Source organism: Rhizobium sp. 05N49, assembly GCF_056396805.1.
Genome location: NZ_JBFTME010000002.1, coordinates 378,188 through 391,719, shown reverse-complemented (window position 1 = coordinate 391,719; position 13,532 = coordinate 378,188). Strand labels below are relative to the sequence as shown.

Annotated in this window: 12 protein-coding genes and 1 pseudogene; 7 read left to right on the top strand and 6 right to left on the bottom strand. The window is 60.5% G+C overall.

Annotation, left to right across the window (positions count from 1 at the left end; translation table 11 throughout):
- Positions 1-37 precede the first annotated feature (37 nt).
- Positions 38-1,567 (bottom strand): magnesium-protoporphyrin IX monomethyl ester anaerobic oxidative cyclase, encoded by a 1,530-nt coding sequence (gene bchE / locus AC1DF8_RS06140; protein ID WP_477995286.1) that lies wholly within the window; start codon positions 1,565-1,567, stop codon positions 38-40.
- Between the two features lie 187 nt (positions 1,568-1,754).
- Here bchE and AC1DF8_RS06135 point away from each other — a divergent pair, with 187 nt between their 5' ends.
- Positions 1,755-2,462 carry a pyrimidine 5'-nucleotidase gene (locus tag AC1DF8_RS06135; RefSeq protein WP_113013073.1) on the top strand — a complete coding sequence of 236 codons (708 nt, stop codon included), beginning with the start codon at positions 1,755-1,757 and terminating at the stop codon, positions 2,460-2,462.
- Between the two features lie 101 nt (positions 2,463-2,563).
- Positions 2,564-3,196, top strand: a complete 633-nt coding sequence (locus tag AC1DF8_RS06130; RefSeq protein ID WP_113203399.1) for an EF-hand domain-containing protein — start codon at positions 2,564-2,566, stop codon at positions 3,194-3,196.
- Between the two features lie 106 nt (positions 3,197-3,302).
- On the opposite strand, the gene AC1DF8_RS06125 is transcribed toward AC1DF8_RS06130, so the two are convergent.
- On the bottom strand, positions 3,303-4,175 hold the full coding sequence (locus AC1DF8_RS06125; RefSeq protein WP_477995284.1) for an LOG family protein: 873 nt from the start codon (positions 4,173-4,175) through the stop codon (positions 3,303-3,305).
- A gap of 195 nt (positions 4,176-4,370) precedes the next feature.
- Between AC1DF8_RS06125 and dapD the strand changes: the two genes are divergently transcribed.
- The 3 genes from dapD (at position 4,371) to AC1DF8_RS06110 (ending at position 7,108) form a co-directional block, all read left to right on the top strand.
- Positions 4,371-5,228 carry a 2,3,4,5-tetrahydropyridine-2,6-dicarboxylate N-succinyltransferase gene (gene dapD, locus AC1DF8_RS06120; protein WP_477995282.1) on the top strand — a complete coding sequence of 286 codons (858 nt, stop codon included), beginning with the start codon at positions 4,371-4,373 and terminating at the stop codon, positions 5,226-5,228.
- A 103-nt stretch (positions 5,229-5,331) separates the two neighbouring features.
- Positions 5,332-6,525: a succinyl-diaminopimelate desuccinylase gene (gene dapE, locus AC1DF8_RS06115; protein ID WP_477995280.1), complete on the top strand. Its 1,194-nt coding sequence runs from the start codon at positions 5,332-5,334 to the stop codon at positions 6,523-6,525.
- Complete coding sequence (locus tag AC1DF8_RS06110) at positions 6,512-7,108, top strand: hypothetical protein (protein ID WP_113207053.1); 597 nt, start codon at positions 6,512-6,514, stop codon at positions 7,106-7,108. The genes dapE and AC1DF8_RS06110 overlap by 14 nt, the downstream gene beginning before the upstream one ends.
- Position 7,109: 1 nt before the next feature.
- On the opposite strand, the gene truA is transcribed toward AC1DF8_RS06110, so the two are convergent.
- The 4 genes from truA to AC1DF8_RS06090 all read right to left on the bottom strand — a co-directional run bounded on the left by truA (position 7,110) and on the right by AC1DF8_RS06090 (position 11,051).
- A complete protein-coding gene (gene truA / locus AC1DF8_RS06105) occupies positions 7,110-7,907 on the bottom strand; it encodes a tRNA pseudouridine(38-40) synthase TruA (RefSeq protein WP_477995278.1) in 798 nt (265 codons plus the stop codon).
- Positions 7,907-8,842: a methionyl-tRNA formyltransferase gene (gene fmt, locus AC1DF8_RS06100; RefSeq protein ID WP_477995276.1), complete on the bottom strand. Its 936-nt coding sequence runs from the start codon at positions 8,840-8,842 to the stop codon at positions 7,907-7,909. Before fmt ends, truA begins: the two co-directional genes overlap by 1 nt.
- A 98-nt stretch (positions 8,843-8,940) precedes the next feature.
- Positions 8,941-9,456, bottom strand: a complete 516-nt coding sequence (gene def / locus AC1DF8_RS06095) for a peptide deformylase (protein ID WP_112541996.1) — start codon at positions 9,454-9,456, stop codon at positions 8,941-8,943.
- Between the two features lie 95 nt (positions 9,457-9,551).
- Entirely contained in the window at positions 9,552-11,051 is a 1,500-nt protein-coding gene (locus tag AC1DF8_RS06090; protein ID WP_477995275.1) for a methyl-accepting chemotaxis protein, read from the bottom strand.
- Between the two features lie 193 nt (positions 11,052-11,244).
- On the opposite strand from AC1DF8_RS06090, the pseudogene AC1DF8_RS06085 reads away from it, so the two are divergent.
- Positions 11,245-12,468: pseudogene (locus tag AC1DF8_RS06085) on the top strand (DNA recombination protein RmuC).
- A 44-nt stretch (positions 12,469-12,512) separates the two neighbouring features.
- Entirely contained in the window at positions 12,513-13,412 is a 900-nt protein-coding gene (locus tag AC1DF8_RS06080) for a ribokinase (RefSeq protein ID WP_112541997.1), read from the top strand.
- Positions 13,413-13,532 lie beyond the last annotated feature (120 nt).

The window sequence follows — 13,532 nt, the reverse complement described above, 5'->3', positions numbered from 1 at the left end:
CGCGCCTCAGTCGTCCGCCGAAAATCGGGCGTCTATTTTATTCCGCAGCGTCGAGGCTCTTCACATGCCGCTGCGGGCGCAGCATCGATTCCTCCTCTGCATCCTGGGGTGCGCCCCAGAATGTCTCGAGGGTCGGGCCTTCCTTGAGGTGACGGCGGCGGAAAAGGAATTCGAGGATCTCGTGAAACCAGACGCGGCGGCCCATCTGCGTATACCAGCGCATGGAATGACGCTGTTCTGGATCGCGGTGGAAGAGAATACGCAGCAGCGCCTTCGGGCGCGCCTGGACTGCGACCTCGATCAGCTTGACGCAGGCGACCAGCACGATCGGGTTGAGATAGCGCATCTTCAGGACCTGATGCTTATAGTCCCATTTGCGGATATCGGCCTCGATCACCTGTCGCTCGCGAGCGATGCGGAAGAAGGGCGTCCAGCGATGCGGCGTCACATAGAGCGCCTGGATCTGGTCGGGATCATAGGAGAGCAACTGCCGGAAGCCGCGCCAGAGATCGCTCAGCTTCTCCTCCTCGAAACCGACGACCCAGGTCGCCATGGAGAGGATATCGTGCCGGCGCAGGAGGCGGATCGCTTCCCGGTCGGTTGTCTTGGCACCGCCCTTCTTGATCAAGGCAAGCGTCGCCTCATCGGTGTTTTCCATACCAAGCAGCCAGCGGACGATGCCAGCCTTGCGATAAAGGTGCAGGATATCGGCATCGCGAACGATGTCGTCGGCCCGCGTCGAGCCGACGATCTGCACGGGCACATTCTCGGCAACCATCGCTTCGAGGAAAGCCAGCCAGGCTTTTCGCGAGGATGTCGGGTTTTCATCGGCGAGGTTGATGAGTTCGACGCCCTCTTCGCGATAGAGCCTGGCAATCTCGCGGGCGAAAAGCTCCGGCGAGCGATGACGCCAGCGGGTCCAGAAACCACGCTGGCCGCAATAGTTGCAAAGATGCGGGCACCCCCTGGAAAACTGCATGACGACGGCACGCTTGCCGCCCCAGTAGCTATAGTTGCGATGATCGATCAGTTCCCAGCCGACGCGATAGGCATCGAGATCGGCGATCGCCTGTGCTGGCTGCGTTGCCAGGATTTCGCAATGGCCATCGCGAAAGGCAATTCCGGGGATCGTGGCGAGCGGACGGTTCGTCACTAGCGCATCCGCAAGACGCCGCATGGTTTCCTCGCCCTCGCCGCGCACGAGGACGTCGAATGCCTCGGTCTCGGCCAGCACCCCCCGCCAGTGATAGGTTGGAAATACGCCGCCATAGATGATGGAGATTTTCGGATCGCTGCTCTTGATAGCCTCTGCGATCGCTCGGGCAGTCGGATGGGCCGACGTCGAGCCCGAATGGCCGATCAGCACCAGATCGGGACTGTCAGCCACCACGCGGCTGACGATGTCCGCAACCGTCATCGGCCCGAATTCGGCATCGATCAGCCTGACGACATGACCATCATCGATCAGCGGACCTCCAACCGAAAGAAGGCCGAGCGGTGGAAGATGATCATCGGGAATACGGCTGCCGATCGCGGTATGCGGCGGGTTTAACAGAACGATCTTCATGCGACTTTACCCTTGCGGGTCCCCCTGTCTGACGCAGGCAGAGATCACCAGTTATCGATGGCGAAAGTCGGCCAAAATCTCTCTAAAGTTGTGAAAATCTGGTGTCTTTTTTGGGAGGACCTCGCTGGGCCGGACCTGCTAGCGAAAGCCTTTGGTTTCCCGCCGCGGCCATGCGATAAGAGCGGCCATGACAAAGATCGACCGCACGCCTACCAAGAACGATTTCGAGCACGTGACCGAATGGGTCTTCGACCTCGACAACACGCTCTATCCGCATCATGTCAATCTCTTCGCGCAGATCGACAAGAACATGACGGCCTATGTCTCAGCGCTTCTGCAGATGGAGCATGACGAGGCGCGCAGGCTGCAGAAGCAATATTATCTCGATCATGGCACGACGCTGCAGGGGCTGATGATCCATCACGGGGTCGATCCCAACGACTTCCTCGAAAAGGCGCATGCGATCGACTATTCATCGCTGACCCCGCATCCGGACCTTGCCGACGCAATCAAGGCCCTGCCGGGCCGTAAGTTCATCTTCACCAATGGCAGCGTCCCGCATGCACAGGCAGCTGCCGGCGCACTCGGCATTCTCGATCATTTCGACGATATCTTCGACATCGTCGCGGCAGACTACCTGCCGAAACCGGCGCAGGCGACCTATGACAAGTTCATGGCGCTGAAGAAGATCGAGACGAACAAGGCTGCGATGTTCGAAGACCTGCCTCGCAATCTCACCGTGCCGAAGGCACTCGGCATGCAGACCGTTCTGCTGGTGCCGCGCAACCTGGAAGAGACCGTCGTCGAATGGTGGGAAAAGACCAGCGGCGAAGATGACCACATCGATTTCGTCACCGACGATCTTGCTGATTTCCTTAAGAAGATTACGGCCTAGCTTACCAAAGTTTCATCCATCTTACAGATGTTTAACTGGGTCCGGGCGCGGTTCGGACCTACCTTTCGTGGTCGAGGGACACCCTACGAAAGGATGCAATCATGCACCGCAACAAGCTTATTCTGACGGCTCTTTCTTCTGTTCTTCTCCTCGGCGCCGCCGCCGGGGTGAGCTTCGCCGCACCAAGAGACCGGCCGGATCGGCCCGACCGTCCGGGACATCATGGCCAGATGGGCTGGGGCATGATGGGTGGTCCGCGTGGTGCTGCCTTCCGCGACATCGTCTTCGTGCGCATGCTGAAACAGTTCGACACCAACAAGGACGGAAAGATTACCAAGCAGGAGGCGACCGATGGCATGGAGAAGATCTTCGCCGCCATCGATACCAACCATGACGGCTCGCTGACGCCAGGCGAAATCCGCGCGTACCGCGAAGCACAGTTCAAGGCGCGTCGTGAAGCGGTCTCAGCCAAGCAGGGCGATGCGGATCAGAATGCGGCGCCGCAGGCCGACGACGACAAGAACCATGGCCGTCATGGCCGCGACGGTCACCACTGGATGCATGGCAATGGCCGCTTCATGGCAATGATGATGGGCCGCATCGACACCGACCAGAACGGCCAGATCAGCAAGCAGGAAGCGGAAACCGCCTTCAACAAGTTCTTCGATCGCATGGACCGCAACAAAGACGGCGTGATCTCGATCGACGACATGCCGGACCAGCCCTTCCTCTGAAGGGATGACCGAACCGCAAGCAGTTCATCGCGAGGGGTTTGCCCCTCATCAGGAGCCCTCTTCCCACCTCATGGGAAGAGGGTTTTTCGTTGCCAGGAGTCAGAGCCTAGTGGCCTTCCCGGTGCTCGTAGAAATCCTGGACGATCTTCCAGGCCTCGTCGGCAGTATCGACGAAACTGATCAGGTTCACGTCCTCGGGGGCGATCGTTCCGAATTCGGCGAGCGCATCGAAATTGATGATGCTGTGCCAGAATTTCGAGCCGAAGAGCAGCAGCGGGATGCGCTCYATGCGGCCTGTCTGGATCAGAGTCAGGCATTCGAAGAATTCGTCCATCGTGCCGAAGCCGCCGGGGAAGACCGCAATTGCCTTGGCGCGCACCATGAAATGCATCTTGCGGATTGCAAAATAGTGGAAATTGAAGCTGAGCTCGGGCGTCACATAGGCATTCGGCGCCTGTTCGTGCGGCAGCACGATATTGAGGCCGATCGAAGGTGCTCCTTCATCCGCCGCGCCCCGATTTCCCGCCTCCATGACGCCGGGACCGCCACCGGTAACGACGACATATTCGTGGAAATCGAAGCCGGCAGCATAGCGTGAGCAAAGGCGGGCGAACTTGCGGGCCTCATCATAATAGACCGATGCGGCTTCGAGGTTTGCGCGCTGGGTTTCGTTGCGGGCGGCCCAGGCGCTCTGGCCGGGGGCCGGAATGCGCGCGCCGCCGAACAGGACGACGGTCGACTTGATGCCGCGCTCGGCCATCATCATCTCGACCTTGAGGAGCTCGAGCTGCAGGCGGATCGGGCGCAGCTCCTCGCGGCAGAGGAAATCCTCGTCCACATAGGCAAGGCGATAGGCCGGCGAGAGCGTCTGTGGCGTCTTCGGAACCGCTTCCGCACGCTGCCTGTCGCTCGAACTGCTCTTCAACGGGTCCCAGACGCCATCCTTGCGCCGTCCGCCGCCGTTTCTTGCCTTTGCCATATCGAAATGCCTTTCAGTATCACCGGCCATAAGTGACCGGATATGTCGCTATAACGCCTTGAATCCAGATATGATCTTGTCCGAAAAATCATTCCATTTTACGGGCGCATGCTATAGATCGGGTGATAACCCGCCAACCGCAATTCCGGAGACTCCGTCGTCTCCACGATAAAGATCGAAGTTTAAGGAATTCTCATGAGCGCCACCGACCTCGCATCCCTCGAAAAGACCCTCGAAACTGCCTTCGACAATCGCGACAATGTGAACACGTCGACGAAGGGTGAAGTGCGCGATGCGGTCGAGGCGGCTCTAAACCTGCTCGACGAGGGCAAGGTGCGCGTGGCCGAGCGCGGCGCCGACGGCGCCTGGCAAGTCAATCAGTGGCTGAAGAAGGCCGTGCTGCTTTCCTTCCGCCTCAACGACATGGAAGTCGTCAAGGGCGGTCCTGGTCAGGCAACCTGGTGGGACAAGGTTCCCTCGAAGTTCGAAGGCTGGGGCGAGAACCAGTTCCGCGCCGCCGGCTTCCGGGCCGTGCCGAACGCGGTCGTGCGACGCTCGGCCTATATCGCCCCGAACGCCATCCTGATGCCGTCCTTCGTCAATCTCGGCGCCTATGTCGGCGAAGGAACGATGGTCGACACCTGGGCGACTGTCGGCTCCTGTGCACAGATCGGCAAGCATGTGCATCTTTCCGGCGGCGTCGGCATCGGCGGCGTTCTGGAGCCGATGCAGGCCGGCCCGACGATCATCGAAGACAATTGCTTCATCGGCGCCCGTTCGGAAGTGGTCGAAGGCTGCATCTTGCGTGAAGGCTCGGTGCTCGGCATGGGCGTCTTCATCGGCAAGTCCACCAAGATCGTCGATCGGGCCAGCGGCGAGATCACCTATGGCGAAGTGCCGCCCTATTCGGTCGTTGTTGCGGGCTCGCTGCCATCCGACAAGACGATGGCGAACGGCCAGCCGGCGCCGAACCTCTATTGCGCCGTGATCGTCAAGCGCGTCGACGAGCAGACCCGTTCCAAGACCGGCATCAACGAACTGCTCAGAGATTGATGACAGCCCGATATTGATTCGGTAAACAATCGGCGTCTTTTTGGGCAAGGCGAGCTCACGCCTTGCCACGTCTTTGCCATTCCCACCGGATAATTCCACCGCCATGACCGCTACGAATCCTGTTGCCAACCTTCAGACATTGATCCGCTGCCCGTCCGTGACGCCGGCGGAAGGCGGAGCGCTATCTGCGCTGGAAGCCATGCTTTCGCCGCTCGGTTTCAAAGTCGACCGGATGGTTGCGAAAGAGGCCGGCACGCCCGACGTTGAGAATCTCTATGCCCGCCTCGGAACCGAAGGCCCGCATCTGATGTTTGCGGGGCATACGGACGTTGTGCCGGTGGGAGATGAAGGCGCATGGACCCACCCGCCCTTTGCCGCCGAGATCGCCGATGGCGAGCTTTTCGGCCGCGGCGCAGTGGACATGAAGGGAGGCGTTGCCTGCTTTGCAGCAGCCGTTGCCCGCCATGTCGAAAAACATGGCCTGCCGAAGGGCTCGATTTCCTTCCTGATCACGGGCGACGAGGAAGGCCCGTCGATCAACGGTACGATCAAGCTTCTGCAATGGGCAGCCGAACGCGGCGAGACCTGGGATGCCTGCGTGGTCGGCGAGCCGACCAATCCGAACAAACTTGGCGACATGATCAAGATCGGCCGACGCGGCTCGCTCTCCGGCAAGATCATCGTGCATGGCGTACAGGGCCATGCCGCCTATCCGCATCTTGCTGACAATCCGGTGCGAGGCATGATGCAACTGGCGCAGGCGCTGATGGACCCGCCGTTCGACGCCGGGACCAACGATTTCCAGCCGTCCAATCTCGAAGTGACGACCATCGATGTCGGCAATCCGGCGACCAACGTCATTCCCGCCAAGGCTTCCGCGAGCTTCAATATCCGCTTCAACGATACGTGGACGGCCGATACGCTGCGGGCCGAGATCATCAGGCGGCTCGATGCGGCAGCCGCTGCCGGTATATTGCGGCCGGGCCGCGAGCCGGTGAAATACGAGATCATATGGGCAGATCGCCCGAGCCACGTCTTCCTGACACGCAACAATGCGCTGATCGCCTCGCTTTCCTCCGCAGTCGAAGCCATCACTGGCGCATCGCCGGCGCTCTCGACGACGGGCGGCACCTCGGATGCGCGCTTCATCAAGGACTATTGCCCGGTCGTGGAATTCGGCCTTGTCGGCCAGACCATGCACATGGTCGACGAACGCGTCGCCGTTGCAGATCTGGAGACGCTGACGGCGATCTACGAGACCTTCATCGAACGATGGTTTGCGAATGCCGGGCTTTAGAGAGGTTCAATATTATCTCGCCGGCATCTGGCTGCTGATCAAGCTCGATCCGCGCGGCTTCCGCTTCCTCGACATATCGGATCGCGGCGTCAACCGGTCCTTCTGGGCGATCCTCTGGTGCCTGCCGCCAACAGGGATTTCCTGGCTCTGGTGGCGCAATGCCTTTCTGCGATCCATGCCGCCGGAAACCGATGTCGGATTTCCCTTCTATTTCCGGCTAGGGCTGGTCGAGCTTGCGAACTGGTTCGTGCCGCTGGTCTTTGCCGGTCTGTTGTTGCTTGCTTTCCGCATGGGCGAGCGCTTTGCTCCCATCGTAGTCAGCATCAACTGGCTCGGCGTGCCGCTTGCCTATATCAACGGTCTGCTGCTGGCGCTCGTCTTCTTCCTGCCAGCCTCCGTCGGCATTGTATCGCTGCTGTTACTCGTGTTCATGCTGGCACAGGTCTTCGTGCTGGCACGCATCCTCAGGATGATCTGCCAGGGGCACGCCCTGCTGGTCGGCGCTCTGACGCTGGTGCTGCTGGTGCCGTCGATGCTGCTGTCGGAATATCTGCAGAACTTCCTCGGCATCTATCCGGCGTGAGCTAGGAAAAGTCGTCCTCGTCATTTGCAGGCTTGCGGCGGTCGGTGATCACCTCGGGATAATCCACCTGCATGAAATAGAGCCCGTCGGGCGGGGCCACGGGGCCACAGGCCTTGCGATCACGTGCGTCCAGCGCCGCACGCACATCATCTGGCGTCCACTTGCCCTCGCCTGCAAGCTTCAGCGTTCCAGCGAATGAGCGGATCTGGTTGTGCAGGAAGCTCTGGGCCGTGGCGCGGATTTCGATCAGCTCGCCATTGCGGGTCACATCCAGTCGGTCGAGCGTGCGCACAGGGCTGTTTGCCTGGCAGTGAGCTGAGCGAAAGGTGGAAAAATCATGTTTGCCGACGAGCGTCTGGGCGGCCGCATGCATGACCTCGTGATCGAGCAGCTTCGGCACCCACCATGCCTTGCCCGCCTCCAGCGCCAGCGGCGCGCGCCGGCTGATGATGCGGTATAGATAGTGCCGGCGGAGCGCCGAGAAGCGGGCATCGAAGAATTCGCTCGTGGCCTCCACGTCGAGGATCGCCACTTTCTCGGCGGCGAGCCTCAGATGGGCGTTCAGCGCATTCTGCAGCTTGAAGGGGGACCAGTCCTTCGAAAGGTCAGCATGGACGACCTGCCCCATGGCGTGGACGCCGGAATCGGTGCGTCCCGCGCCGCGGATGGATACGGCATCGCCCGATGCCGAGAAGATCGCCTTTTCGATTGCGCCCTGCACCGATGGTCCGTTGTCCTGCCGCTGCCAGCCGACATAGGGGCCGCCGTCATATTCGACGATCATACGGTATCGCGGCATCAGGCGAGCCTTGTGCCGGCAACAAGCGGCGTGCCGCGCAGGAAATCGGACGCGGCGAGCGGTTTGCCCCCGGCCTTCTGAAGTTTCGTAAGGCGAACCGCACCAGTGCCGCAGGCGACGACGAGATCATCCGTCACAAGCGTTCCAGCCATACCCTCGCCCGTCGCAAGCTCCGAGCCCAGCACCTTGACGCGCTCCGCCTTGCCTTGGCTGACGAGCTCGAACCAGGCGCCTGGGAAAGGTGCGAGGCCGCGGATATGGTTGTGAACGTCCTTGGCATCGCGGGCGAAATCGATGCGCGTTTCCGCCTTGTCGATCTTGGCGGCATAGAGCACGCCTTCGGCCGGCTGCGGCGTAAGCGGTAAATCGTCCATCTCCAGCTTGACCATGGCCTCGGACATCGCTTTGGCGCCAACATGCATCAGGCGGTCGTGCAATTCGCCTGCCGTCATGTTCGGGCCGATTTCGACTTCACGGGTCAGCGCCACGTCGCCGGTATCGAGGCCCTTGTCCATCCTCATGACCATCATGCCGGTCTTGGCATCGCCAGCCATGATCGCCCGCTGGATGGGGGCCGCGCCGCGCCAGCGCGGCAGCAGCGAGGCATGGCCGTTGTAGCAGCCATAACGCGTGCCGTTCAGGATAGCCTCGGGCAGCAGCAGGCCGTAAGCAACGACCACACCGACATCGGCACCCAAGGCGCGGAAGCGCTCGCGCTCTTCCGGATCTTTGAAATTGACCGGCGTGAAGACCGGCAGGCCGAGCAGCTCGGCCGCCTGGTGCACCGGCGACTTCTGAAGATCAAGCCCGCGCCGTCCGCCCGGCCGTGGCGGCTGGGTATAGACGGCGATGATCTGATGGCCAGCCTCGACGAGCAGGCGCAGCGTCGGGACGGAAAAGTCGGGCGTTCCCATGAAAACGATACGAAGAGACATTCTATCTCGCCAAATGAGGATCAACCGTCTTCAAACGGGTTTACGGGCTCACCAGCAAGCCCGCTCGAATCTTTTGTTTGTCGCTGCTGTCGGCCCTCTCAGAGCACCTTCGACTTTGCAGCCTTGGTGAACTTCTTGATCACCATTTCGCGCTTCAACCGCGAAATATGATCGATGAAGAGCACCCCATTCAAGTGATCGATCTCGTGCTGGAGGCATGTCGCCAAAAGACCATCAGCCTCGACGCTCTGCTCCTTGCCTTCGCGATCAAGATACTTGACCGTGACATTCGCGGGGCGTTCGACTTCCGCATAATAGTCGGGAATGGAAAGGCAGCCTTCCTCATAGACGGAGCGCTCGTCCGAAGAGCGGACGATCTCCGGATTGATGAAGATGAGCGGCTGCTTTTCCTCGCCTTCCTTCGAGAGATCGATAACGAGCATGCGGCGCGGCACGCCGATCTGGATCGCGGCAAGGCCGATGCCCGGCGCATCATACATGGTTTCCAACATGTCGTCGGAAAGGCGCTGCAGGTCGGCGTCGACCCGCTCGATCGGCTGGGAAACCTGACGGAGAAGGGGGTCGGGAAGAATGATGAGTGGCTTGATGGTCATGGCGTTCCCATAACGCATCTTTTCACACTAGGGAATCATCCGCCGGGCAAGGATTGCGGTTTTTTGCAGCGCCTGCCCGGTTTTCGTCGAGATTATCAGGCCGCGCGGCGAGCGGCAGGGGCAGCCTGACGGCCTTCGGCACGTGCACGGAAACGCTGCAGAAGCTCGATGAGGTTCTCGACCTCATCCTTCAGCCGACGGGTTTCGGCAGACGTACGCTCCACCATGCCGGAATTCTGCTGCGTGATCGTATCCATGTTGCGGATTGCGATGCTCACCTCATTGACGCCGGTTGCCTGATCGCGGGCGGCGGCGGCGATATCGGCGACGAAACTGTTGATGATGTCGATGCGGCTGATCATGTCGCTCAGCGCTTCACCGGTGCTGCTGACAATGTTGACGCCCTCGTTCACCTGCGTCGAGCTTTCGGAGATCAGGTTCTTGATCTCCTTCGCGGCATCGGCCGTGCGCTGGGCAAGCTGACGGACTTCCTGAGCGACGACCGCGAAGCCCTTACCGGCATCACCGGCACGCGCGGCCTCGACGCCGGCATTCAGTGCCAGCAGGTTGGTCTGGAAAGCGATCTCGTCGATGACGCCGATAATCTTGGCGATTTCGGTAGAGGACTTCTCGATACCTGCCATGGCCGAAACGGCGCTGGTGACGAGTTCGCCGGAATTCTTGGCCTTCTGCTGCGTTTCGCGCACGGCGCCAGATGCCTTTTCGGCATTGGCGGCGGTCTGGCTGACGCTAACGGAGAGCTGCTGGAGGGCGGCCGAGCTTTCCTCAACACCTGCGGCCTGCTGAGCAGTGCGCAGGGCGAGGTCATCGCCCGCCCTGGAGATCACATCGGCGCCTTCGAGAATGTGACGGGACGTCGTGCGGACGGAGGTAAAGGAATCGCGCAGTGCGCTGACGGCCCGGTTGTAATCCTCGGCCATTCCACGAAAATTGCCGGGCAGATCCGAAGGAAGCGTCGCTTCAAGATCGCCACGCGAAAGAGCTTCGAGGCCACGACGCAAATGCTCCAGCGCCAGTGCCTGATCGGCTTCGGCCCGGGCGCGTTCTTCTTCCAGAACACGGCGCTTCTCATCAAGCGCTTCCAGATAGACCGAAATCGAATAGTCCATATCGAGCATCGCCGCCTTGATGACGGCGGTCAGCTTTTCGGCGAGCGTCTTTCCCTGCTGGCGGGCAAAGAGCGAAGGCCACTGCTTTTCCATCAGACCACGGACGAGCTCGGACATGACAAGCGCATAGCCGCCTATATACCAGCGTGGCTCGAGGCCGATGCGGGCATGGGTGCGGCCGACGGCCGTGACGCCATTCACATAGCTCTGGTCGAAATTGCCGCCGGAGAGATTGCCCCAATGTTCCTGCTGGCGCTTCTTGGCATGACCCATGTGGGCCTTGTCTGAAAAAAAGCTCGCGACGGTCGGGGTCTTGGCGAGCTTGCCATAGAACTTGTCCAGCGCGCCGCCGAGTAGCTCCGAGATTGCCGGGCGCAGTTCCCGCAGGTTCTTGCGTGCCTCATCGTCGAGCTCAATGAAGTCAAGGCGCTGCCTGAGGGCATTGTCGGTCTGCTGGGAAGTCATGGGGATCTCTATCTGGCGGGGATGCGGAGGGAAATTACCGCGCCAGATTTGGCGAATATGGTTTAGCAATGGTTAAGTGTACTCGCTAATTTTTCTTCCATTCCAGTGGGGTAGCCCGACAATATGCCAAAGGACAGCGGGGATTGTTCACGTTTTGATCTAGATATCGGCGGTTATTTTGTTATGGTGCGGCATGACCATGACATCCGACTCACTCACCATTTCCCTGCCCGTGCTGAGCCCTGGCGTGCTTGCGTTTGCCGGTGGCACGCTCGCCGTCGTCATTCTCGTGACGATCGTGTTTGCGTTGCGCAATGCCGGCATACGCCGCGAAGAGGCGGAAGAGGCCAATCTTCGTGCTGCCGAAAGCGAAGCCCGCATGGCCGAGCTTCTGAAAATCCAGGCCGAGATGCAGGGACGCATCTCGACGATGGCCGAGGTTTTCGGTTCAAGGCAGGCAGAACTCAACCACGCGATCAACCAGCGGCTCGATGGCATGACGCAGCGCATGAGCTCGACCCTGACCGAACAGACGAAATCGACGCATGACAACCTGCAGAAACTACAGGAACGGCTGGCTGTCATCGATGCCGCCCAAAGCAATATCCAGACACTCGCCAAGGATGTCGTCGGGCTGCAGGCCATTCTTTCCAACAAGCAGACGCGTGGAGCCTTCGGCCAGTCGCGCATGGAGACGATCGTCGCCGACGGCCTGCCCATGGGCGCCTATGCTTTCCAGCAGACGCTTTCGAATGGCTCGCGACCGGACTGCACGATCCGGATGCCGAACGGCGCACCGCCGCTCGTGATCGACGCGAAATTTCCGCTCGAAGCCTGGAATGCGATTCGCGATGCCGGCGGGCCGGATGCGGGCAAGCTAGCCGCACAGCAGTTTCGCCGCGACATGGAAGTCCATATCAAGGATATTTCCGAGAAATATCTGATTCAGGGGGAAACACAGGATACGGCTTTCCTCTTCGTTCCCTCGGAATCGATCTTTGCCGAAATTCACGAAAATTTCGAGGCAATAGTGCAGAAGGCTCACCGCGCGCGGGTCGTCATCGTCTCGCCCTCGCTCCTGATGCTGTCAATCTAGGTCATTCAGGCCGTACTGAAAGACCAGCGCATGCGGGCGCAGGCGCATGTCATCCAGGGAGAAGTCGCCCTCCTCATGGACGATCTCGGCCGGCTCGACGAACGCGTACGCAAACTGCAGGGACATTTTTCCCAGACGCAGCGCGACGTGGACCAGATCATCACCTCGGCGGACAAGCTCACCAAGCGGGGTGCAAAGATCGAAGCGCTGGAATTTGAAGCAGGCGGCGACGGCAAGCCGGCGCGCGAGAACGAGGCGCCGGCCAAATCTGTCGAAAGCCGTACTGGACTGCTCAAGCTCAGGGTAGTTGACGAGGAATGATCGCTTCGGCAGTGTCGCGGCCCGAAGCAAGGGACGGACATGCCATGATTACAGTTTTCGGCTCCATCAACATGGACCTCATCGCCACGACCGAACGCCTGCCGAAGCCCGGCGAAACGGTTGCCGGCAACAGTTTTGCAACGGCTGCCGGCGGCAAAGGCGCCAACCAAGCGCTCGCCGCCCGGCGGGCGGGACGTTATGTCCATATGGCGGGTGCTGTCGGCAAGGACGCGTTTGCTGAAGGTGCGCTCGAACTTCTCGACGGCGCCGGCACCGATCTTTCCCGCGTCAGGCGTGTCGAGGGACCGACTGGCACTGCCCTCATTCTCGTCGGCGGCGATGGTGAGAACATGATTGCCGTTATTCCCGGCGCAAATGGCAAGGTCGACGGCGCCAATGCCGAGGCTGCCGTCAATGCCATGAATGAGGGCGATATCCTGATGCTGCAGCTCGAGATTCCGGTTGAAGCGGTCGAGCGTGCGCTTGCCACCTCTCGCGCCAAGGGCGTCACGAGCATTCTCAATCTCGCTCCACTCATTCCAGATGCACCGCGCCTTGGGCGGCTCGCCGATATCGTCATTGCCAACGAGACCGAATTCGAGCGGCTGGCGGGACGGGAAAACATGAGTGCCGGTGACCGTGAGGCTGCTTTGGAGCGTCTTCATGCGGAGACCGGCCAGACCCTGATCGTCACGCTCGGCGGTGATGGCGTCATCGCGATCCGGGATGGTCAGATCGCCCGCGCGCAAGGCCTCGTCATCGAACCCGTCGATACTGTCGGCGCCGGCGATACGTTCTGCGGTTACTTCGCCGCAAGCCTTGATGAAGGGCTGGATTTCGACTCGGCGCTCCGCCGCGCAGCGGTCGCCGGCTCGCTCGCCTGCCTGAAGCCGGGTGCACAACCGTCGATACCGCTCGCAGCCGAAGTCGCAGACAGAATATAGTCCAGTCCAACTGCGAATAACCCATGAAACGCCACCCCTAGTTTTGGGGCGGCGTTCCGGTTTTGCTGCCGAAACATAGCAAATTTCATTCAAATTTAAGAGGTTTCTGGCGATCTTTCT